The organism is Pseudomonas sp. P105, assembly GCF_032614175.1.
In the GTDB taxonomy this organism is placed as follows: Bacteria; Pseudomonadota; Gammaproteobacteria; order Pseudomonadales; family Pseudomonadaceae; genus Aquipseudomonas; species Aquipseudomonas rhizophila.
The window spans coordinates 3,722,940-3,743,545 of sequence record NZ_CP126693.1 but is presented as its reverse complement, the minus strand read 5'-3'; the positions used below and the strand labels follow the sequence as shown (position 1 = coordinate 3,743,545).

Here is a 20,606-nt window from a genome sequence, read left to right as displayed (position 1 = left end):
CTCCAAGAAAGGACATCGGCAGACTGGCCTGTATTCCGGCCTTCCTTAAAGGTCGAACGAGAATGAGAAGCTACCTCATTATTTTTCAGGTAGCACAAAGTTCTGATGGGCTCAGGTGGCAGCGGTCACGGTCACCCAATAACGGGTCCGATAATCAATGTGCAAGTGCAGTGACTGCGCGATCAATGCCAGGACCTGATCGTTGTCGGCGAGCTGGAAGGTGCCGGAAACGCGACGATCAGCGACCTCTTCGGCGCAGCGCAGTACCCCGGGGCGATAACGCGACAACTCCGCGATGAAATCATTGAGGCGCATATTGCGCGCACTGATCACCCCGTCACCCCAGCTCCATAGATCAAGGCCGTTGTCCCTGAACATTCGGGCGCCACTTGATGTGAACAGCAGGTGATTTCCTGCCTGGACGCTGCGGCTCGCAGGAGTTTGATCGGAGCCGGGGAAAACCGTGACTGATCCTTCCTGAGCCGCGACCAGAGTGCCATCGTCCAGCTCGCGTGCCAGAAAGCGGGAACTCTGAGCGCGGATGAGCCCGTCACGTGATTGCACCCAGAACGGTCGTGCTCGAGGCGAGTGTTGATCCGCGCCGACATTCACGATGATTTCCCCACGTCGCAGGATTATCAGGCGTCGCTGGGCGTCGAAATCGCTGTCGACGGCGCTATCGCTGTTGAGCTGGATAAGGCTGCCATCATCGAGTTGGAAGCGTCGTTGCTCGCCGGTACTGCTGCGCTGCTGCGCAAGCATGGCGGGTACGGGTGTATAGTCCCGGCCGAGCCAGGCTGCAGCGCTAACAGTCGCCAATATGCCCAGTAGCTTCAGGCTTTCCCGCCGCCGCATTCCATGATTGGTGCCATTAAGGGTTTGTCGGGCCAATTGAGTTGGCACGCCTGCGAATTCATCCCCAAGCGTTTCCACACGCTGCCACGCCACCACATGCTCCGGGTGCTGCTGCAGCCAGTGCTCAAAAGTGCGCTGTGTCTGTTCATCGGCTTGATTGAAGCGAAGGCGCACCAGCCATTGGATTGCCTGCTCAACAATGGCCGGATTGAGCGCCTGCGGCTCACGCCTCGACATAACGCAAGCGATAGCAGTGTTGCAGGGCCGTGGCCAGGTCGCGTTCCACCGTCGCGCGGGAAACACCCAGCTTTTCGGCTATTTGCGCGCAGGTTAGACCGTCGAGTCGGGCAAATAAAAATGCCTGGCGAACTCTTGGTTTAAGCATACCGAGCATGCGGTCTATGCGCTCAAGCGCATCAAGAATCATCAGCCGGCTTTCTTCCGAGGGAACCTCATGTTGAGGCAGCAACGTGATGCTTTCCAAGTACGCACGTTCGAGTTCGCGACGACGATACTGATCAATCATCAGTCCGCGGGCGATACTGCTCAAATAGGCGCGTGGTTCGCGCAAGGGGCTGGACTGACGGGATTTGAGCAGACGTACGAAGGTGTCCTGCACCAAATCTGCAGCGTTGTCGCGACATCCAATGCGTCGGATTAGCCAGCCGTGTAACCACGAGTGGTGGGTTCGATAGAGCAGCCCTAGATCTGCAGTACCTAGTGTTTCATCGCTACGCATCGGAATCCCGGCAAATACATGATTGATAATTAATCGCATTCTACTCACGCGATAGGCCCTAGGCAAATACGTGGTGCTCACTGTCCGCTTCTGGGCGAACGCCATCACTCTGTAGAGGCTGCGAGTGAAAGAATGCATCCAGCGTTTGGAAGATTTGAACGCTAGCCACCGAGCACTTTTGAATTTCAAAGTGCTTTTATTCCGCCGGCTCCTCCACGACTCCCGCTCGGCTTCAGGAAACAGCAGACCGCCTCGACTGACGACTTAACCCAGGCGTCTTGCCCGTAATGCGCTTGAATGCGCGACTGAACGCGGCCTGAGAGGTATAACCCAAGCGCTGCGCCACCTCTTCAATCGGCAGCCTTTCGAGCGTCAACCACTGGCTCGCAAGCCGCATCCGCAACTCAGTCACGTAGCGCAGTGGGGCCATGCCAATAGTCGCCTGGAAACGGTCTGCGAAGACCGAGCGAGAGGTATTGCATTGCTCCGCCAACTGCGCAACGGTCCAGTCGCGTCCCGGTTGTTGATGGAGCGCGAGAAGCGCGCTTGCCAAGCGTGGGTCGCGTAATGCAGCGACCAGGCCAGAGGCATTACCGCAGGCGCACTCCACCCAACCGCGAACGACCATGGCGGCCACCACATCGGCCAAACGCGCGAGGATACCGGCGAAGCCGACACGGGCGGCGCTGACCTCGCGTTCCATGGTGGTCAGGATAGGCACGAGACCGGGGTAACGCTGGCCGCCGGCATCAATCAGCATCAGGCCCGGCATCAGCCTGCCAAGGCCATGAATACTGCCCAGTTCAAACTCCATGCAGCCACTGAACAAAATGGTGGTCGGCGTGGCGCTGGCATCGGTTCCGGTATCCACCGCGCTGACCGTATCACCGAGGGGGGCGCCGTCTAAACGGTCGATGTCCTGAACAGGCACGTCCGTATGGGAAAGCAGTTGATGGGCTGCGCCATGGGAGATGAATACGGCGTTGCCGGCAGACAGCGCGTAGGTTGTCCCGCCCTCCATCCGCAGCACCGCATTGCCGATCGCCAGGAAGTGAAACCAGGCATGCCCAGGTTTGTCGGCGAAGCTCAGGCCAAAGGCTGGACCGGCTTGGATACGCCGGTACTCGACGCCACGCAGGCGCATGCCGCGCAACAGTTCGTTGATGAGATCCGAGGAGAGGGCAAACTGATCGGTAGGCATTGTTCGGTGTTTTAGTCAAAAAAACGAGGTTTTCGATCATAGATCATCCAGCTTCTCGCGCCTAGACTGCGGGTCGCAATGAAGATTGGGAGATCCGTGCAATGAATGACTGTGTTTGTAATGCCATATCCAACAACCGTCCCGGCGCCGCGCTGGATATGGAACCTGCGGCCCCTGCGTGGATGGCAGTCTTCTCGTTGGCAATGGGCGTGTTTGGATTGCTCACCGCTGAGTACCTGCCGGCCAGCCTGCTGACGCCGATGGCTACCGATCTGGGGGTGTCCGAAGCGCTGGCTGGCCAGGCGGTAACGGTGACAGCGGTGGTGGCACTGTTCGCTGGCTTGTTGGTGCCAGGCCTGACCCGCGGTATCGACCGCCGCTGGGTGCTGCTGGGTTTTTCCACGCTGATGATCGCATCCAATCTTTTGGTCGCCGTTTCCTCCAGTTTTGCGGTGCTATTGGTAATGCGTATCTTGCTGGGCATTGCCCTTGGCGGGTTCTGGAGCATGGCGGCAGCGGTGGCGATGCGCTTGGTACCGGGGGCTTTGTTGCCCCGAGCGCTCTCGATCATTTTCAGCGGCATTGCCGTCGGGACGGTGGTTGCGGTCCCGCTGGGCAGCTACTTAGGCGGCCTATATGGCTGGCGCAGCGCGTTCTTTGCAGCGGCGGCGGTAGGTCTGGTGACCCTGGCTTTCCAGTCGTGCACGCTGCCGCGCCTTGCGCCGCGCACGCCGGCACGCCTGCGCACCGTACTTGAGGTGTTGCAGCGCCCGGGCATCGCCATGGGGATGTTCGGTTGTGTGCTGGTGCACAGCGGTCACTTCGCGATGTTCACCTATGTTCGGCCATTCCTTGAGGGTACCACCGGCATCGGTCCGCAAGGGCTGTCGCTGATGCTGCTGGGTTTCGGTGTGGCAAACTTCGGCGGCACGCTGTTGGCCGGGTGGCTGCTTGAGCGTCACCCGCTGGCCACTCTGGTGTTGATGCCCGCACTGGTGGGCGTTGCAGCACTGGCGTTGGTGCTGTTGCCGGCCTCGGTGCCGGGGCAGGCGGTGCTGCTGGCGATCTGGGGCCTGGCTTTTGGCGGTGTGCCGGTGGCGTGGTCGAACTGGGTCGCCAGCGCAATACCTGATCAGGCGGAAAGCGCCGGGGGCATGGTGGTGGCTTCTGTGCAGTCGGCCATCGCAACGGGCGCAGCCGCTGGCGGTGCGATGTTCAGCCTCGGTGGCAGCGCAGGCGTATTCGTAGCGGCGGCCGTGCTGATGCTGCTGGCCGCGTTGCTGATTGCGTTGCGTGTCCGGGTCCCTTCTGCCCATGGCAGTGCCCAGGCCGGGCAAGCGCTGCACCTTTGATCCGGCTCCCCAGCCGCCCCGATTCCATCCGTAACCCGGAGATAGACATGAACAATACGACGTCTCACCAAGGACGCCTGAAATCCTTGCGCGCGGCAGGTATAGGCAATGCGCTCGAGTGGTTCGACTGGACGCTGTACGCAACCGCCACGTGCGAATGGGTACATGGGCTTATGCAGGCAGACATTTACACCGTGATGATCACAAAAAACGTGCTCGATCGTTTCTTGCGCAATACGTAGAAGGTTCGCCGATGTCCATGATAGGCGGTTGATGCTTTGGAATAACGTCAAGCTGCGATGCTCTAGGATTTCTCCGTGCATCACCAAGCATGCTTGGCACTTGGTTAGGCGGCGTAGTACGGCGTGAACGCGTCCAGCAGCGAAGTGAAGTCGGCTCAAATCACTGAGCTGACCACCGTTGCCAAGACCGAGTTGGATTCGTCTAAGCAGCGTCCGCAGAACTGATTAAATGCTATCGGTCAGCCTGGCCCCTGCTGGCTGATCCCCTGCCTACCGTCCGCCTCCCTTTCGAGCGCATCCTGCCCTGACCAACAGCCCTGCAAAGGATGGGGGCGCACGCTCTATTGGAACACCATCAATGGCGGTTTATGTCAGTGCTAAGTCAAGGTTATACGTAACGAAGTCTGGTCTTCAGGCAAGTATTACATTGCAAGATACACGCAGGATATTGGCGGCATTGCATCTGGATGAGTGCGAGGGCAGGGGCTTATAAGTTCAATGCGAACGCTGAATAACTGATCTTAAGTAGGGGGGAGCCAATAATTATAAGATAGTGGTGTGCCGAGGCGGCATATTGATATCAATTTAAAAGTGCAGTGAAAGCGTCATGTAAACTTAATGTGAGCGTTTTTTCATGCTGTAACACTCTCCCGTGATACTCCTTTGATGATGCTGGCGTATGCAGAGCTAATCATCCAGTTAATACCAAACTAATGGCACCTCTAAGCAGGCGTATTTTTGCTGGCTGATCTGCTGCAGTTGTTCAGCCTCTGCGCTTGTCCATACCCTAGAAAAAGGAGTCTTTCATGTCCGTTCAAGATGTCAGTTTTGTAGGCATAACTTCTAAGCCGCAAGACCCTAAACTTGCCGAAGCCTGGGACCAGGCGATCAAGCAGGCCAAGGACGCGGGCATTGAATGGGAGCGGCCAAAAGGCGACGACCGCTCGGCCCAGGACATCATTAACGACACGCCGGTGCTCAAGAACCTGGGTAACCAGAGCGATGTGAAGGATAACCTCAAGGACCGTGTCGGCGATTTTGAGACTGACCCCGATGCGGCCTACCGTGCCAAGCAGGTGCTGGAGCACGTGGAAAAATATGATGAAGGTGGTGAACGGATCGCCAGCAAGGACATCGATAACGGCCGGGTCGACGGCTTCACAAAGGGCGGCGACGCCAAGCATGGCACTGAGGCGGGTCGCCTGCAGGACTTTGGCCGGCAAGGGTTCTCGCACCTCAAAGGCGAGCTCAAGGATCTGTCCAAGCCCGGCGATGATCCCAAGGTACGCGAACAAGCCGAGGCCTTGGGCATCAAGTGGGAGCGCCCTGAAGGCGATGATCGCTCCGCGCAGGACATCATCGATGGCAATGCCTTGCTCAAGAACCTCGGCAATCAGAGCAGTGTCAGGGACATGCTCAAGGAGCAGGTCGGCGATTTCGAAAATGATCCGGACGCCGCTTATCGGGCGATCCAGGTGCTCGAGCACATCGAGACCCTCAATGGCGAAGGAGGCAAGATTGCTGGCAAGGACGTAGGCAACGGTCGTGTCGATGGTTTCACCAAGAGCGGTGAAGCGAAGCATGACACCGAAGCCGGTCGCCTGCAGGACTTCGGCAAGATGGGGTTTTCTGCCCTCAAGGGTGAAATCAAGGATTCGTCGTCGGCCGGCGACAACAAGGAAGCCCGCGAGCAGGCGGAAAAGGTTGGCATCGTCTGGAAGCGTCCGGAAGAGGATAAGCGCTCGGCCCAAGACATCATTGAAGACAACCCGCTGCTCAAGAACCTAGGCAACCAGAGTGGCGTCAAGGACATGCTCAAGGACCAGGTCGGCGATTACGAGAACGACGCCGACGCCGCCTACCGGGCTGCGCAGGTCTTGGATCGCATCACGATGTTCGATGACAAGGGCAATGCCCAGTCCGGTGGTGATGTGTTCAACAGCAGCGTGGACGGTTTCACCAAAAGTGGCGAAGCCAAGCACGGCACCGAGGCGGGGCGGCTGCAGGACTTCGGCAAGGGAGGCTTTTCGACTCTGCCGGAACTCAAGAAAACCGATGATATCGCCAGCTACAAGGATTACCTCAAGACCAACAAAGATGCCGATCCGGCGTCGCAGCAGATCGCCAAGTACGCAGCGATCCTCGATGAAAACTTTGAGGCGATCAAGGGCAAGACCGGTGCGGGCAAGTACCTGACTGCTGACGACATCAAGGAGTACAGGAACCAGAATTCACAGCTGAGCGAGGAGACCAAGCAGGCACTGGATTTCTGGTCTCAGCCAGGTGCGTTCAAGGTCATCGATAACGCCAAGAACCCACTGGACAAGAATCCTGATGGTGAACTGAGCAGGGGTGATGTCCAGGGTTGGCTCAAGAGTGCCAACGTGCCCAAGGATGCGACCTCCGTGACCGCACTGCTTTCTGGTATCGCTGGCAACAATGCCTTGGCCAGGGTCGATACCGCAGGCTTGAACAAGGACGTGTTCGATCACCCGGAGAAATACTCGGCAGAGGAAAAAGCCGCTGTTCTTCAGGATCTCAAGGCCGCCCAGCAGTTGATCATCCAGGGCAGCGCCGCCGGGATGTGGAGGGATGACAAGTCGCAGGTCACGATTGCCAATAAGGTGCGCAGCCATCCCGATGCCCAGAAGCTGTTGGACGATGTCAACAAGCACATTAGTATCTTGGAAAGTGACCCTGCGGTCAGTCAATACATGAGCGAGCACGGCTCCAGTGAGCTGACCAAGCTGGTGGACGATAACAAGGGGCTCAAGGAGTCCCTGCAAAAAACCTACGATGACGAAATCAAGTCCGGCAAGTCACTCGATACCCTGTGGGAGACCAAGTCCAAGGATGGCAAGACGACTCACACGGAAATTCTTGCCGAGTTCTTCGGTACCGCGCAGACCCTCCAGGGCGCGCTGGGCATCAATAATGCCGGTGAGATCCAGGCCGCCGTCAAAGGCTCCAAGGCGAATGCGGAGTTGGAAAGCTTTTACGAGAAGTCGCTGGCTTCAGGCGATCGCCTGAATGAGTTGCTCAAGGAGCATACCCCTGACGAAGCCATGAGTGCCTTCAGCCTTGAAGTCGCGCTTTACAACTCGGCGCTGGACCCCGAGTTCACCGGCAAGTTCGACACACAGCTCAACGATAACTTCACTAGGATCGCCAAGGACAATGCCTTCAAGGATGCGTCCTTCGACGACATGAAGGCGGCCTTCGGCGTCAATGGCGGAAGTGAGCTGGACGAGGAGAAGGTCAAGAAAATCATTGAGCAGATCAGCAAGGAAAACCCGCAGATGCTGGTCAATGCCGACGGCACCGTCGCCACGCCAGACCAGATCCTTGCTAACTTCAGGGGCGACTGGGACCTGCTTCGCCAAGGCACCAAGACCCTGGATGCGTTGGATGTATTCAGCAAAGACTCCTCGATCAAGGACGCTGCCAACAAAGGCGTCCTACACGGTGTGAGTGGGCTGTTCATGGCCGGCGTTACCATCGCCAAAGGCGCCAACAACGCCGGTAAGCTGACCGAGCGGCAGATCGTCGACATTGCCACCGGCTCAGTGCAGGCCGCCACGCTTCTGGCTGAAGGGGGCCTGAAAAACTATCAGGATTACCTCAAGGATGTGAAAGGCAAGCTGACAGGTGATCGGCTCGGCGATCTGGGCAAAAAGCTGGACGATCCGCTCAAAAGCGTGACTGCCAACCTCAAGGGTATGGAAAACGCGGCTAAGGGGATCGGTGGCATTGCCGCTATCACTGCCGGTGCCTACGGCATCTTCGATGGCGTCAAGGCGCTCAGGAAAGGCGATACGGTATCCGGTGGCATGAATATCACGGCCGGTTCGCTGGGGATCATGGCGGGCTTGGCTTCGGTGGCTGAGGTGGGCGCCAGTGCGATGAGCGTTTCGGCGATTGCCGCTTCGCGTATCTCGATGATAGCCGGTGGCCTGGGCTTCGCGGCGGCGGGTGTGGCCGCGCTGGCACTGCTCGTCCCGGGCTTGATCGAGGAAGGCAAGCAGGAGACCCGGGTGGGCAAATTCTCGGATGCCTTGAGCGATTACCTGACCCAGTACGAAATCGACGGTGTGCCGCAAGGCGATATCTGGGATATCCCTTACGAGGAGTGGCCGGGCGAAGATAGCACCATCGCTTCATGACGCCGGGCCAGTCGACCGCTGATGCGGCATGGCGTGTGGAATAACCCCCGGGCGATTGCCTCAAGGCATCGCTCGGGGCAATCAGGGCACTGGCGAGTGTGCGCGTGTAAAAGACCGGTGCTGTCCGGGCAGTAAAACGTAACTGAATTTGTGTGAAGTTGATTGCAACTGGCCATCAATGCTGAGTTGCGTGGTGTTTACTCGGAAAAAGTTCCGTAGATATTTATTTTATTTTATCTCGAGCTTTGAATGTCGGTGTAAGCGCTGTTTATGCCGTCTGCGCAAAGCCTGTAAGTAGTTGTTCGCCAGAGGTGTCAGGTGGCGTACTGATTTGAGCGGTGGTGCGGTTTAGCCTAATTAATGCAGGGCTTGCGACAGTCTCTGCACGCCGTGATTTAACTTTCCTCTGCCAAGCAAAATATTCCCCAAGTGTGATGCAGTTCTTGTTTTTCATTCGGCCAATATAGTGAGGGGGGGCTGAGATTAAAACACGTGTTAGACGTTGAACTGTAATGTTTGGCCCTTACTCTTCGCTTGGCAACATTAGTTGGCCGCTTGGCGGCTCAAATATTTCTTACGTTAGGAGAAACAACATGAGCACAACTCCCCCAGTAAGTTCCGGCAATGCTGACTCGGCTATCGCTAAGATGGAAGCCACCTTCAACATGGCGATCGAGAAATCGGCCAAGATCACCGAGCTGTCCACGGCCAAGAAAGCTGAGCTCGACGCTACCAAACAACGGCCTCAGAACTGATGCCGTCATGCAGGCAGCCCGACGGCTGCCTGCATGCTTGTTGGTTGCGGTGCTAAATCTGGAAAACGACAGCTTCACCTGTGCCTCACGGGTGCCTCTCCGCATGCCTTATTCCGGTAATACACCATGACAGCCCTGACTTTTTTCGCCACGACTCCAGTCGTCGCGGCCACGGACAAGGCTCTGCCAGTGCTGAGTATCACCCACGGTTTACATCAGGGGGTTTGCCTGTCCCTGGAGAAGCCCGCCTACCTGCTTGGCAGCGCCGCCAGTGCTGATCTGCTGCTCAGCGACGCAGGCATTGTCGAGCGTCATGTGGCGCTACGTTTCACCGACGGCCAGGTGGCCGTTGAGGCAATGGGCGGCGATGTGTTCGTGCGTGGTCCCTATGCCCGGGAAATTCTGATTCCCATAGGCAAGGGGCATCGAGCGCACTTGCCCGTGGATATCCGCATCGGCAAGGCCCGCCTGACCCTCAGCCACGGCACCGCGAGCCTGGAGCCGATAGCGGCTGCGATCACATCGCCCCCCCAGCACAAGACACGGTGGTTCATCGCGTTGCTGCTGATGTTCCTGTGCGTGGGCGCTTTTGCTTTTCGGGACGAGTCGGTTTCGCCGTTGGCGTTGAGCACCGCCGACAAGGTCGCTCTACCGACCGTGCACCCTGAATCGACGAACACCGTCGCGCAGGCCAGGGCTTGGCTCGAGCAGCAGCTTGGCACGTTGGGCCTGCGCCACATCAAGGTCGGCGAAATCGATGGTCAGCTCAGTGCCCATGGTTTTTATGGCCCGACCCAGAAGAGCCAGTGGCTGGGTCTGCAGCAAGCCTTCGATAGCCGCTTTGGCCAGAAGGTAATGTTGCTCCCCGAGGTGGTGGCACGTAAAGAAATCGCCAAGCCTCGCGTGCGTTTTCAAGCGGTGTGGTTCGGCGATAACCCTTACGTGATCAACGACAACGGTGAACGCCTGTATCCGGGGGCCGCCCTGACCGATAACTGGATGCTCGAACGCATCGAGAACCATGAGGTGGTTCTCGCCCGCGGTGAAGAAAGGTTCACGTTAACCTTATGAGAATTGATCCTGGTGCTCCCTTACCGGCAACCGCCGAAAGAACCCCTGCGGTAGAAAGCCTTCAGCCGGCCAAGGCGCGCCAAGATGGACGCTTCGATGCGGTGCTGGGCAAGCGCGCGGTGTCGGCACGTCGTTCGCTGCGTGCCGACATTGAACAGTCGGGCATCGTTGAGGGCATGACCGCAGAGTTGTTCGGCAGTCGCCGCTCGATGGAGATTCTCGAATACGTCTTGGACAACGTGATCCCCACCCTCGATGCGGAGCCCGAGATCAAAGCGTTGGCCCATGAGCTCATCAGCGAAGAAATCGACCTGCGTCGTTTACTCGAAGAACAACGTGCCCAGGTGATCGAGTCATGAATCGCCAAGAGCAGGACTGCGTCGATCTGCTCAAGGGCATGGGTGAGCTCTATCGCCGTAGTGGCCAGTCGCAGCGTGCCTTGGTGCTGCTGTTGATCGCCGTCCAGATGACGCCCGCCGACACTGCGCTGCTGCGCAATCTGGTCATGGCCTTTACCGACAGCGGCCAGGCCGAGCGTGCCCTGTCGGCGCTGGATCGCCTGCTCGAACTGGAAGGCGAGTCCAGCGGCCTGTTGCTGTTGCGCAGTCGTGCGCTGTGGAGCGGTGGCCGCAAAGATGAGGCGCGTCAGTGTTTCAAACGTTATCTGACCGCCCGCAGAGCCGCGCAATAATGTTCCTCGACCGCCTCAATGCATTGGCCCGCATGGCCGCCCAGCGCAGTGACGTGATCGTTGTCGCCTTCATGCTGATGGCCATCGTGATGATGATCATTCCACTGCCCACCTGGTTGGTGGATACGCTAATCGGCCTGAACATCTCGCTGAGCATCCTGATCCTCATCGTCGCCTTTTACATCAAGCACTCGGTGGAATTCTCGGCGTTGCCGCCGTTGATTTTGCTAAGCACCTTGTTTCGCCTGTCCCTGTCGATCACCACCACGCGCCTGATTCTGCTCGATGGCAACGCCGGTCACATAGTCAAGGCGTTCGGCGATTTCGTCATCGCCGGCCAGGTCGTGGTCGGTCTGGTGGTATTTCTGATCATCACCGTGGCCCAGTTTGTAGTTATCACCAAAGGTGCCGAGCGCGTGGCCGAGGTCGCGGCGCGCTTCACTCTGGATGCGATGCCAGGCAAGCAGATGAGCATCGACAACGACTTGCGCAACGGTGATATCGATCAGCATGAAGCCCGCCGACGACGCTCGCGTCTGGAGCGGGAAAGCCAGATGTTCGGCGCAATGGATGGCGCTATGAAATTCGTCAAGGGCGATGCGATTGCCAGCCTCGTTATTCTGGCGGTCAACCTGCTGGGTGGCATGATGATCGGCATGGTCGAGCGCAATATGTCGTTTGCCGATGCGGCGCACACCTATTCGCTTCTGACCGTCGGTGACGGCCTGATCGCGCAGATCCCGGCGCTGTTGATCTCGGTCGCGGCCGGTATGGTGGTGACCCGGGTCAACAGTGGCACGACCGAAGGCAACCTAGGCAACGAGATCTTCCATCAGTTGGGATACAGCCCCCACGCGTTGGGTTTGACCGCGTTTATCCTGCTGGGCGTGGCGTTGTTGCCGGGCTTTCCGGTCATCGTGTTTATCGGGCTGTCGGCCTTGCTGGGCGTTGCCGCGTTCATGATCTACCGCCGCGACAAAGCGCCCCGGGAAGAGGTGGTCGAAGGCGCCAGCGAAGTCGCGGCGCTCGAAGACGAACCGCTCGAACAATACGAAACCCTGGCTAAGCCACTGGACAGCCGCGTGCTGCTGAGCATTGGCTTGGCGCTGGCCCAGGCTGCGCCAGAACTGCCGTTGCGCCAGCGCATCGAAGCCTTGTGCCATGAGATTCGCGGCGACCTGGGGATCGACGTGCCGGTGCCGGACATCTACATCGACCGCAGCCTGCCCGCCAACGGCTTTTCGGTCGAACTCGAAGGCGTGCCCATCAGCGAGGGCGAGATACCGGTTGATTGCCTGATGCTCAAGGACGATCTGGTGCACGTTCAACTGTTGGAGATTCATGCGTTGGAGGCACCGTCGCCGTTGCACAGTCGCCCGGCGCAATGGATTGAACGCACTCACCAGCCGCTGCTGGAGGAGGCCGGTATCGGTTTTCTCAGCGCCGCTGAAGTCCTGCGGGCCATCCTCGAGCGCAGCCTGCGCCGCAATGCCGCGACCTTTCTGGGCATTCAGGAAACCCGCAGGATGCTGGAGCGCATGGAAGCCAGCTATGACGAGTTGGTCAAGGAAGTCGCGCGCAGCGTGCCCTTGCAGCGTCTGGCTGAAACCCTGCGTTTGTTGGTCGCCGAGGGTGTATCGATTCGCAACCAGCGCGCCTTGCTCGAAGCCATGGTCGAGTGGGGCGCCCGCGAGCCGGATGCGGCGCGCCTGGCCGACCACTTGCGCGCCAGTCTGGCGCGGCAGATCAGCCATCAGTACGCCGACCGCAACCGGGTCATCACCGCCTTCGTGCTGACCCCCGCGGTGGAAGAACAATTGCGTGCTTACCTGCGCCGTGCCGATAACCCTCGCGAGTTGCTCAATGAGCATGCCAGCCGTTCATTGCTGATCCAGTTGCGTGCCGTTTGCAAGGACTTGGCCGAGGGGGATCGCACCGTCCTGTTGGTGCATCCCGAGTTACGTCGCAGCCTGCGTCGACTGGTGGTGCGGGGCGAGCTGGAGCTGGCGGTGCTGTCATTCCGTGAGCTGGCCGGCGAATACAACCTGCAGGCCATCGGTTCCATCAGCCTGACTGAAACGACCGGCCGCCGGACAGCCGACGGCGCTTCCCTTACTTCAATGGCGACTGCTTGATGATGTGTTTTGCGCTGTTTCGCGTCCCTGTCTATGTCGGCTTCTGGATCGCTGCCGCGTCATTTGTACTGCTGGCGCAACAGGCCAGCGCACAGTCCATCGCTCCGGGCAGCCGGGCCACGCTGGACCTGGCCCAGGGCGAAGGGCGGATCCTGCATTTCCAGGATCCGGTCGAGTCGGTGCTGGTCGCAGACCCTGGCATCGCCGATCTTCGGGTGGTTTCGCCTGGCGTGATCTACGTGTTCGGCAAGGCGCCCGGACAAACCAACCTGATTGCCTTGAGCGCCGAGGGTGAGGAACTGGCCAGCCTGAGCCTGGCGATCAACAGCGGCACCCAGGCCGTGACGCGGTCCATGAAAGACCTGCACCCCGCAAGCAATGTCCAGGTGAGCGGTGCCGGCAATCGCATGGTGGCCAAGGGAATGGTCCAGAGTGTCGGTGAAGCCACCGACCTCAACAGTCTGCTCAACACCGAAGGCCAGGGCTTGGGCTCGGCCCTCAACACGGCCTCCTACGTGGGCTCGGCCCAGGTGAACCTGCGGGTGCGCTTCGCCGAAGTCTCGCGCTCGGAGTTGCTGCGCTACGGCGTGAATTGGAATGCCCTTTTCAACAACGGTACCTTTTCCTTTGGCCTGTTGACGGGCGGTGCCCTGGCCTCCAGTGCGACGTCTGGTGCCTCCAATGTGGTTAGCGCCGGGCTGACCTCGGGCAATGTCAACATCGATGCGATGCTTGAAGCATTGCAAAGTAACGGCATTCTGGAAATCCTCGCCGAACCCAACATCACCGCCATGACCGGCCAGACAGCCAGCTTCCTGGCCGGAGGCGAGGTCGCGGTGCCTGTTCCGGTCAACCGCGACACTGTCGGGATCGAATACAAACCCTATGGTGTTTCGCTGCTGTTCAACCCGACCCTGCTACCCAACGGGCGCATCGCCCTGCAAGTGCGCCCGGAAGTCAGCAGTCTGATGGGCTCCAGCACTGTGGACGTGAGCGGCTACCAGGTGCCCTCGTTCCGCGTGCGGCGTGCCGATACCCGCGTCGAGGTTGGCAGCGGCCAGACCTTCGCCATTGCCGGGTTGTTTCAGCGCGAGAGCACCCAGGACATCGAGAAAGTGCCGATGCTGGGCGAGATGCCCATCCTGGGCAATCTGTTTCGCTCCAAGCGCTTCCAGCGCAACGAAACCGAACTGGTGATTCTGATCACGCCGTACCTGGTGGAACCGGTTCGCACCCGCAGCGTGGCCACGCCGCTCGATGCTCAGCCCGAGGGCGCGACCCATGCGTCTGGTGGGCCGCGCAGCAGTGACATGTTCGGTTTCTACATCAATTGAGCCAGGAGCGAGCATGAACCCTAAATCGTCCCATCTGTCCCTGGTCGCTGTGGCGTTCGGCGCGCTCGTGCTGTTGACCGCATGCAACACCCAGCTTGAACCGGTGAGTTATTCACCGAACTACCAGGCGTTCACCCACGCCGATGGGCGGATTGAGTGGGTGCCGGTGGCTTGCTTAGAGCCGCCGGTCGAAGACAACTTCTATACCGATGATGCGCGTTACGTGCGCCGGCTGCCGCCCGGTTGTGCGAATAACCGGACGCTGCTGCAGATGGTGGAGCAGCGCTCGGATGTGATCGAGGGCCGGGCAACCGGCCCAACGATGGCCGCGCCGGTGGGCCGGGCGGCCCAGGTTTACATCGAAGGTTATGACCGTGAGGAGCTGCGTCGCCGGCTGGCCGAACAGCAGGCCAAGGCCGACAAGCAGGAGGGCCAATGAAACCTTTTGGCTCAGCGACTGCCGACCAACCCCAGCTCCCGGGCCTGCATCGCAGGGTCCCGAATGGCCTTGATGCGTCGGGCCTCTGTCAGCAACCGGGCGTATTGCTTGGGCGTGATGTCTTCCAGGTTTTGAGTCTTGAGGTCCTCTTCGCGGCCGGCCAGCACCATGACCAGCAGGGCGTTGCGTTGGTGACTGGCTTGGGCGCGGGGCGAGTCGCGAACCTCCTTGATGGTTTGCAGCGCCTGTTGCGACTGGCCGCCCAAAGCGTAGGCCAGTGCCAGGTTGCATTGAGTGTCCAGGTTGGTGGGCGCCAGGACCAGACTTTGGCTGAATGCCACCTGGGCCGCTGCTGGCTCACCCCGCAGCATCTGCGCCACACCCTGGCGATTGAACGCTTCGGGGTGGTTGCCCGCGCTGGCCTGGGTCAGGGAAGTCACCGCTCGATCCAGTTTGCCCTGGTGCAGTTGGGCAGTGCCCACACCGAGCAATGCCGCGGCATTGTCGGACTGGCGTTCCAGCGCTTGCTGGTAGGCGCGCTCGGCGGCCCGCGCATCGCCGCTGGCCAGGCGCGCTTCGCCCAGTTTCAACCAAGCGTCGATCCGGGCGTCCGGTTCCTGGGTGGCTTTTTCGTACAACGTTGCGGCAGATCCCGCATCACCACGCTTTTGCAGGTCGCCGGCCAGTTGCATGTAGCGCTGGTAGCTGCCATCGGAGGCCGGTTGGTGGGCGCAGGAAGCAAGGGTGATGCTGGCAAACAACAACGATGTGCAGGCAAAACGATTTGGCATGAACAGAGCTCTTTCGGCGAATTTTGCAGTGGGCAAAACCAAGGAGTGTTGACCACTCAGACCGGACAGGTTGACCGACGTTTAAGTCATCTTCTTGACATCATCCATAAGAGTGCCCGTTTTTTGTTCGGGGCGTGTCTTCAGGCCGGCGGCGGAGGGCGATTTCATGCATAAGGTGTCGCGGGCGGCGATCGGCGTGGCGCTGATGGTGATCGCGCTTAACCTGCTGGCCGCCAATCAAACGCAAGTCGACGATGCCAACCCGCAGCCGGACTGGTTCGTTCGGCCCTATGCCTATGTGCTGGTCGAGCAGGACGTACGCGCCGCGCTGCAAGAGTTTGGCCAAAACATGGGCCTGAGCGTCGTCATGTCGGACAAGGTACGCGGCAAATCGCGCAGCCGGATACGTGCCGAGACCGCCGGCGACTTCCTGACGGCGCTGTGCGACTTCAACGGTTTGACGTGGTACTTCGACGGCAATGTGCTTTACCTCTCCGCCGACTCCGAAACCGATACGCGACTCTTCAAAGCCCAGGGCCGGCAGTTGGAGCAGTTGCAGGATTACGTCACCAGCCGGGATGTCTACGGCACGCATATGTCGGTGCGCACCGGACCCGATGGCGATGAGTTGTTCGTTTCCGGGCCGCCGGCCTGGCTGGCCATGATTGAGCAACACTTCGACCAGCAGCTTACGCCGACGCCGATGGCGACGACGACTCGCGAGCGCGGCGTGCGTGTGTTCAGGGGCGGTGCAGTGACACAAGAGTGAAAGCACTCGCCTGTAGGCTCCATTAACCGATCGATCTGTCATCAACCCCGTCAAGGAGAACCACCATGTCAGTTACCCCCATCAGCGAAAATACCGCTGTCACTGCTCACTCCGAAGCGCAGTTCAATGCAGCGGTGGACAACGCCAAGAGCGAGCTGAGCGATGAAGAACTCACTGAGGCCCTGATCACTCAGGCCGTCACGATTGGTGGCCAGTTCATCATCATGCCTCGTGCCCAGGAAATCCTGAATGAAGCCCAGTCGGATGATGACGAATAGGCCCACGCCATGACTGTAAGTCTCGGAACAACAGCCACGGCGGCGCTGCCGCCGTCAGGAGGGCAGGTCGATTTGCAGGCCTCCCAGAACTTGTTCGAACACATGACAAACAGCGCCAAGGGCATGCCTGCCGGCGCCAGTCCGCACCAGATTGGCGAAGGCTTGATGGAGCGCCTGAACGGTTTCATCGACCGTTCGCAAAACTTCGCCAAGCGTGCCGATGCGCTGACCAATGGGCCGACGGCTGGCAACGTTGTGGCTCCTCCCGGCACGCAATCGCTCGCGTCACTTCCTGAGGGGGCGGCGGGCGAGTCGGGGAAAAAGCTCGGCGATCAGCAGGTCGACCAGATCGTCCAATCGTTGGGCCGCATGTTCGATTACTCCATTGAAACTCAGATGGTCGTTCGTGGCGCGACGCAGATTTCCGGCGCAGCCAACACGCTCTTGAAAGGTCAATAAAGCCATGTTCCGCCGTTGCCATGCCGTGCGCCTGATGATTGTCCTCGCCTTTGCCTGCATGCTGCAGGGCTGCGATATCGACCTGTACACCAACCTCAGCGAGCGTGAGGCCAATGCCATGGTTGCAGTGCTGCTGCGTGAGGGTGTGCCGGCCTCGCGCAAGGTCCAGGAAAACGGCCAACTCACCGTGGTGGTGGACGAAAAACGCTTTGCCGAGGCCATGAGCCTGCTCGACGAAGCTGGCTTGCCGGGCCAAACCTTTTCCAACATGGGCGCCGTGTTCAAGAGTGGTGGCCTGGTGTCTTCTCCCGTGCAGGAAAGAGCCCAGATGGTCTACGCGCTCAGTGAAGAACTCTCGCACAGCGTCTCGCTGATCGACGGTGTGGTTTCTGCCCGGGTACATGTGGTGCTGCCCGACAATGACCTGCTCAAACGGGTGATTTCCCCGTCGTCGGCTTCAGTGCTGGTGCGCTACGACCCCAATACCGACATCAACCCCCTGATCCCGCAGATCAAAACCCTGGTGGCCAACGGCATCTCCGGCTTGAGCTACGAAGGGGTGTCGGTCACGGTAATCAAGGCCGCCACCGGCAGCGGCCGGGCCAACGCACAGCCGCGCCTGGCCAGCTTCCTGGGCATATGGATGCTCGAAGACAACCTGCCCCGTGCCCGGATGCTGTTCGGCGTCCTGCTGCTGGCCGCGCTGTCGATGGTCGGTGTGTTGGGCTGGCAGTACTGGCAACGACGCGCCTCCCGCGCCTTGTATGAGCTGGAGGACGTGAAATGAGTGCCGCCGCTTTGCCGCAGTGGCAAAACCTGCTCGAGCAGCCGCTGGATTTCGTCGGCACGCAGCCTCTTGCGGCGTGCTTCCCCGAGACCTCCGGCAGTGCGCTAAGCGCATTGCGCAAACAGCCGCGCTTCCAGGCGCGATTGATACGCTTGTTGCTCAGCCGTCATGAGCTGCAGGCTCCCGGTAGCCTGCCACTGCCCGATGTCGACGATCTACCGGTTCTGATGCTGCCTCCCGAGGCCTTCAAGCGCCTGCCGCGTCTGTGTGGCGCGATTTTGCATAGCACCACCCTGAGTCGCGAGATCCGTGGCGATGTGGTCAACCAGTTGCGCTATTTGCTGGGCAGTGATGTGTTTGCCCTGGCCCTGGCAAACCGTGCCCTGGGCAGCGGTGCCGACTTGCTGCGCCAGCCGGTCGAACTGCTTGAAGCCATCGACCATGATGGCGCCCGCTGCATCACCGCTTGGCTGAGCGCCCAGCCAGCGCCACTTCGGCCCTGGCTGCGCCTGCGTTTTGCCGAGCTGCCAGTTGAGAGCGGACCGGTAAGTGCCACACCTGTGGCCAATGCTTTGGCCATCGTGCGCAGCGCCGCCTCGAACCTTCCACAGCTTGAGGAGCAGGGGACCCGATGAGCGAGCTCCCGACCCGTCCTGCCGCCCGTATTCTGCGTGCCGAACAGGCAGACCTGTGGATAGACGGCTACGCCTTCCTGCAGGCTGCCCGTGACGAGGCTGAGGCCATCAGGCAAGACAGTGAGCAGTGGCTGCAACAAGCCCATGCCGAAGGCTTTGAAAGCGGGCGCCGGGAGGGTGCCGAACAGGTCAGCGCACTGCTGGGCGAAACGTCGTTGAGGATCGATGCCTGGCTGGCCGGGCTGGAAACGTCCCTGGCCGATCTGGCGCTGGGCATTGTGCGCGAAATACTCGATGACATGGACGATGCCGAGCGCGTGATGCGTTGCGCCCGCAAGGCATTGGGGGCGTTCCGCCAGGATCAGGCCCTGACCCTGTTCGTCTCCCGTCAGGACGCCGAAGCGGTGCGTCAGCAATTCAAACTGCAAGAGGACGGCTTGCCGACGATTGCCGTGGAACCGGACGATCGGTTGCAAGGTGGTCAGGCACGGCTGAGCAGTCCGGTGGGTTCAGTGGAGCTGGGGCTTGAAGCCCAGTTGCTCAACCTGCGCCGCAACCTGCTGCCGTTTGCCGACGAGGCACAGCCATGATCACGATCCCCCACGACCTGCTGCCGCGCCTGACCGAACGTCTGGCCAATGCCCGACCGCGCCCCATGAAGGGCACCATCCGCAGTATCCGCGGAGTGCTGCTGCGCGCTAGCGTCGCCGGTGTGCACATCGGTGAACTGTGCCAGTTGCGCGAACCCGGCAGCGGCCGCAGCCTGGCTGCCGAAGTCATTGGTTTTGAAGATGACGAAGCGATCCTTTCGCCCATCGGTTCGATGGACGGCCTGTCGACCCGCACCGAAATCATCGCCACCGGCGAGACCCTGGGGGTAAGCGTCGGCGATGCGCAGCTGGGCCGGGTGATCAGCCCCATGGGCGAATTTCTCGATGGCAGCCCGCCGCTGGGCGTGTTGCAGCGTTACCCCTTGCATGCCGAGCCTCCAGCGCCGTTCAGCCGCCAACTGATTGCCCACCCGATGTCCTTGGGGGTGCGCAGCATCGACGGCCTGCTGACCTTGGCCCAGGGCCAGCGCATGGGCATCTTCGGTGAACCGGGGGTGGGTAAGTCTTCGCTGCTGGCGAGCATCGTGCGCAATACCAGTGCCGATGTCATCGTGATCGCCCTGATCGGTGAGCGCGGCCGTGAAGTGCGCGAGCTGCTCGATGTGCAGTTGGGCGCCGAGGCCCGGGCGCGTACCGTGGCCGTGGTCGCCACCTCCGACCGTCCGGCTGCCGAGCGGGTACGCGCCGCCTTTGTTGCCACTGCGCTGGCCGAATATCACCGCGACCAGGGCCGCAACGTGCTGCTGTTGATGGATAGCCTGACCCGCTTTGCCCGGGCCCAGCGTGAAATCGGCCTGGCGGTGGGCGAGCCGCCAACCCGTCGCGGTTACCCACCCTCCTTTTTCTCCGCCTTGCCGCGCCTGCTTGAACGCGCCGGCCCCGGCGAGACCGGCAGCATCACCGGGTTGTATACCGTGCTCACAGAAGGCGATGCCTCGATGGACCCGGTGGCTGAAGAAACCCGCTCAATCCTCGACGGGCACATCGTGCTCAGCGCCGAACTTGCGCAACGCAACTTTTTCCCGGCGGTGGATGTGCTGCAAAGCCGTAGCCGGTTGATGGACCAGGTGTGTGGCGACGAGCAACGCCACCTGGCCATGCGCATGCGCGAGCTGATGGCGCGGCGCAACGAGATCGAAATGCTCATCCGGGTCGGCGAATACGCCGCCGGGAGCGACCCACTGGCCGACGAGGCGATTGAGCGGCATGACGCCATTGAAGCGTTCTTGCGCCAAGGGGCCAACGAGCCAAGCAACCCCAACGAAACCCTGCAACACATGCGCAGGGTGATGGCATGAC

The 20,606-nt window shown here is 60.3% G+C and carries 21 protein-coding genes; 17 read left to right on the top strand and 4 right to left on the bottom strand.

Features of this window, described 5'->3' with window-relative positions; all coding sequences use genetic code 11:
- Nucleotides 1–111 precede the first annotated feature (111 nt).
- The 3 genes from QOM08_RS16690 to QOM08_RS16680 all read right to left on the bottom strand — a co-directional run bounded on the left by QOM08_RS16690 (nucleotide 112) and on the right by QOM08_RS16680 (nucleotide 2,795).
- Nucleotides 112–1,092, bottom strand: a complete 981-nt coding sequence (locus QOM08_RS16690; RefSeq protein ID WP_047229713.1) for a FecR domain-containing protein — start codon at nucleotides 1,090–1,092, stop codon at nucleotides 112–114.
- Nucleotides 1,079–1,594: a sigma-70 family RNA polymerase sigma factor gene (locus QOM08_RS16685; RefSeq protein WP_107323288.1), complete on the bottom strand. Its 516-nt coding sequence runs from the start codon at nucleotides 1,592–1,594 to the stop codon at nucleotides 1,079–1,081. Before QOM08_RS16685 ends, QOM08_RS16690 begins: the two co-directional genes overlap by 14 nt.
- A 232-nt stretch (nucleotides 1,595–1,826) precedes the next feature.
- Complete coding sequence (locus tag QOM08_RS16680) at nucleotides 1,827–2,795, bottom strand: AraC family transcriptional regulator (RefSeq protein ID WP_316911830.1); 969 nt, start codon at nucleotides 2,793–2,795, stop codon at nucleotides 1,827–1,829.
- A gap of 101 nt (nucleotides 2,796–2,896) precedes the next feature.
- Here QOM08_RS16680 and QOM08_RS16675 point away from each other — a divergent pair, with 101 nt between their 5' ends.
- The 10 genes from QOM08_RS16675 (at nucleotide 2,897) to QOM08_RS16630 (ending at nucleotide 14,977) form a co-directional block, all read left to right on the top strand.
- Complete coding sequence (locus QOM08_RS16675) at nucleotides 2,897–4,147, top strand: MFS transporter (RefSeq protein ID WP_316911829.1); 1,251 nt, start codon at nucleotides 2,897–2,899, stop codon at nucleotides 4,145–4,147.
- A 47-nt stretch (nucleotides 4,148–4,194) separates the two neighbouring features.
- The gene (locus QOM08_RS16670) at nucleotides 4,195–4,389 is read left to right on the top strand and encodes a hypothetical protein (protein ID WP_047229710.1); all 195 of its coding nucleotides are present in this window, start codon (nucleotides 4,195–4,197) and stop codon (nucleotides 4,387–4,389) included.
- A gap of 806 nt (nucleotides 4,390–5,195) precedes the next feature.
- Nucleotides 5,196–8,552: a type III effector HrpK domain-containing protein gene (locus QOM08_RS16665; RefSeq protein ID WP_316911828.1), complete on the top strand. Its 3,357-nt coding sequence runs from the start codon at nucleotides 5,196–5,198 to the stop codon at nucleotides 8,550–8,552.
- Between the two features lie 593 nt (nucleotides 8,553–9,145).
- Nucleotides 9,146–9,307 carry a hypothetical protein gene (locus QOM08_RS16660; protein ID WP_163006721.1) on the top strand — a complete coding sequence of 54 codons (162 nt, stop codon included), beginning with the start codon at nucleotides 9,146–9,148 and terminating at the stop codon, nucleotides 9,305–9,307.
- A gap of 126 nt (nucleotides 9,308–9,433) precedes the next feature.
- Nucleotides 9,434–10,378 (top strand): FHA domain-containing protein, encoded by a 945-nt coding sequence (locus QOM08_RS16655; protein WP_316911827.1) that lies wholly within the window; start codon nucleotides 9,434–9,436, stop codon nucleotides 10,376–10,378.
- A complete protein-coding gene (locus QOM08_RS16650; protein ID WP_047229707.1) occupies nucleotides 10,375–10,737 on the top strand; it encodes a hypothetical protein in 363 nt (120 codons plus the stop codon). Before QOM08_RS16655 ends, QOM08_RS16650 begins: the two co-directional genes overlap by 4 nt.
- Nucleotides 10,734–11,069: a tetratricopeptide repeat protein gene (locus QOM08_RS16645; protein ID WP_047229706.1), complete on the top strand. Its 336-nt coding sequence runs from the start codon at nucleotides 10,734–10,736 to the stop codon at nucleotides 11,067–11,069. Before QOM08_RS16650 ends, QOM08_RS16645 begins: the two co-directional genes overlap by 4 nt.
- Nucleotides 11,066–13,204, top strand: a complete 2,139-nt coding sequence (gene sctV, locus QOM08_RS16640) for a type III secretion system export apparatus subunit SctV (protein WP_410479148.1) — start codon at nucleotides 11,066–11,068, stop codon at nucleotides 13,202–13,204. Before QOM08_RS16645 ends, sctV begins: the two co-directional genes overlap by 4 nt.
- Nucleotides 13,204–14,538, top strand: a complete 1,335-nt coding sequence (locus tag QOM08_RS16635; protein WP_410479079.1) for a type II and III secretion system protein family protein — start codon at nucleotides 13,204–13,206, stop codon at nucleotides 14,536–14,538. The genes sctV and QOM08_RS16635 overlap by 1 nt, the downstream gene beginning before the upstream one ends.
- A gap of 13 nt (nucleotides 14,539–14,551) precedes the next feature.
- Nucleotides 14,552–14,977 carry a hypothetical protein gene (locus QOM08_RS16630; protein ID WP_047229703.1) on the top strand — a complete coding sequence of 142 codons (426 nt, stop codon included), beginning with the start codon at nucleotides 14,552–14,554 and terminating at the stop codon, nucleotides 14,975–14,977.
- Between the two features lie 11 nt (nucleotides 14,978–14,988).
- Here QOM08_RS16630 and QOM08_RS16625 read toward each other — a convergent pair whose 3' ends face one another.
- Nucleotides 14,989–15,768, bottom strand: coding sequence for a tetratricopeptide repeat protein (locus QOM08_RS16625; RefSeq protein WP_305466210.1), 780 nt, complete (start codon nucleotides 15,766–15,768; stop codon nucleotides 14,989–14,991).
- 166 nt (nucleotides 15,769–15,934) lie between these two features.
- Between QOM08_RS16625 and QOM08_RS16620 the strand changes: the two genes are divergently transcribed.
- From QOM08_RS16620 to QOM08_RS16590, 7 genes are all read left to right on the top strand, one after another.
- Complete coding sequence (locus QOM08_RS16620) at nucleotides 15,935–16,537, top strand: type III secretion protein (protein WP_410479078.1); 603 nt, start codon at nucleotides 15,935–15,937, stop codon at nucleotides 16,535–16,537.
- A gap of 65 nt (nucleotides 16,538–16,602) precedes the next feature.
- Complete coding sequence (locus QOM08_RS16615) at nucleotides 16,603–16,815, top strand: hypothetical protein (protein WP_047229701.1); 213 nt, start codon at nucleotides 16,603–16,605, stop codon at nucleotides 16,813–16,815.
- Between the two features lie 102 nt (nucleotides 16,816–16,917).
- Nucleotides 16,918–17,274, top strand: coding sequence for a hypothetical protein (locus tag QOM08_RS16610; protein WP_410479147.1), 357 nt, complete (start codon nucleotides 16,918–16,920; stop codon nucleotides 17,272–17,274).
- 4 nt (nucleotides 17,275–17,278) lie between these two features.
- Nucleotides 17,279–18,061, top strand: a complete 783-nt coding sequence (sctJ, locus tag QOM08_RS16605) for a type III secretion system inner membrane ring lipoprotein SctJ (protein WP_047229699.1) — start codon at nucleotides 17,279–17,281, stop codon at nucleotides 18,059–18,061.
- Complete coding sequence (locus QOM08_RS16600) at nucleotides 18,058–18,696, top strand: hypothetical protein (RefSeq protein WP_047229698.1); 639 nt, start codon at nucleotides 18,058–18,060, stop codon at nucleotides 18,694–18,696. The genes sctJ and QOM08_RS16600 overlap by 4 nt, the downstream gene beginning before the upstream one ends.
- Entirely contained in the window at nucleotides 18,693–19,286 is a 594-nt protein-coding gene (sctL, locus tag QOM08_RS16595; RefSeq protein WP_107322707.1) for a type III secretion system stator protein SctL, read from the top strand. The genes QOM08_RS16600 and sctL overlap by 4 nt, the downstream gene beginning before the upstream one ends.
- Nucleotides 19,283–20,605, top strand: a complete 1,323-nt coding sequence (locus QOM08_RS16590) for a FliI/YscN family ATPase (RefSeq protein WP_047229696.1) — start codon at nucleotides 19,283–19,285, stop codon at nucleotides 20,603–20,605. Before sctL ends, QOM08_RS16590 begins: the two co-directional genes overlap by 4 nt.
- Nucleotide 20,606 lies beyond the last annotated feature (1 nt).

Bases quoted from the DNA above. Each gene is read 5' to 3' on its own strand.
- QOM08_RS16690 (WP_047229713.1), bottom strand. From the start codon at position 1,092: ATGTCGAGGCGTGAGCCGCAGGCGCTCAATCCGGCCATTGTTGAGCAG.
- QOM08_RS16685 (WP_107323288.1), bottom strand. From the start codon at position 1,594: ATGCGTAGCGATGAAACACTAGGTACTGCAGATCTAGGGCTGCTCTAT.
- QOM08_RS16680 (WP_316911830.1), bottom strand. From the start codon at position 2,795: ATGCCTACCGATCAGTTTGCCCTCTCCTCGGATCTCATCAACGAACTG.
- QOM08_RS16675 (WP_316911829.1), top strand. From the start codon at position 2,897: ATGAATGACTGTGTTTGTAATGCCATATCCAACAACCGTCCCGGCGCC.
- QOM08_RS16670 (WP_047229710.1), top strand. From the start codon at position 4,195: ATGAACAATACGACGTCTCACCAAGGACGCCTGAAATCCTTGCGCGCG.
- QOM08_RS16665 (WP_316911828.1), top strand. From the start codon at position 5,196: ATGTCCGTTCAAGATGTCAGTTTTGTAGGCATAACTTCTAAGCCGCAA.
- QOM08_RS16660 (WP_163006721.1), top strand. From the start codon at position 9,146: ATGAGCACAACTCCCCCAGTAAGTTCCGGCAATGCTGACTCGGCTATC.
- QOM08_RS16655 (WP_316911827.1), top strand. From the start codon at position 9,434: ATGACAGCCCTGACTTTTTTCGCCACGACTCCAGTCGTCGCGGCCACG.
- QOM08_RS16650 (WP_047229707.1), top strand. From the start codon at position 10,375: ATGAGAATTGATCCTGGTGCTCCCTTACCGGCAACCGCCGAAAGAACC.
- QOM08_RS16645 (WP_047229706.1), top strand. From the start codon at position 10,734: ATGAATCGCCAAGAGCAGGACTGCGTCGATCTGCTCAAGGGCATGGGT.
- QOM08_RS16635 (WP_410479079.1), top strand. From the start codon at position 13,204: ATGATGTGTTTTGCGCTGTTTCGCGTCCCTGTCTATGTCGGCTTCTGG.
- QOM08_RS16630 (WP_047229703.1), top strand. From the start codon at position 14,552: ATGAACCCTAAATCGTCCCATCTGTCCCTGGTCGCTGTGGCGTTCGGC.
- QOM08_RS16625 (WP_305466210.1), bottom strand. From the start codon at position 15,768: ATGCCAAATCGTTTTGCCTGCACATCGTTGTTGTTTGCCAGCATCACC.
- QOM08_RS16620 (WP_410479078.1), top strand. From the start codon at position 15,935: ATGCATAAGGTGTCGCGGGCGGCGATCGGCGTGGCGCTGATGGTGATC.
- QOM08_RS16615 (WP_047229701.1), top strand. From the start codon at position 16,603: ATGTCAGTTACCCCCATCAGCGAAAATACCGCTGTCACTGCTCACTCC.
- QOM08_RS16610 (WP_410479147.1), top strand. From the start codon at position 16,918: ATGACAAACAGCGCCAAGGGCATGCCTGCCGGCGCCAGTCCGCACCAG.
- sctJ (WP_047229699.1), top strand. From the start codon at position 17,279: ATGTTCCGCCGTTGCCATGCCGTGCGCCTGATGATTGTCCTCGCCTTT.
- QOM08_RS16600 (WP_047229698.1), top strand. From the start codon at position 18,058: ATGAGTGCCGCCGCTTTGCCGCAGTGGCAAAACCTGCTCGAGCAGCCG.
- sctL (WP_107322707.1), top strand. From the start codon at position 18,693: ATGAGCGAGCTCCCGACCCGTCCTGCCGCCCGTATTCTGCGTGCCGAA.
- QOM08_RS16590 (WP_047229696.1), top strand. From the start codon at position 19,283: ATGATCACGATCCCCCACGACCTGCTGCCGCGCCTGACCGAACGTCTG.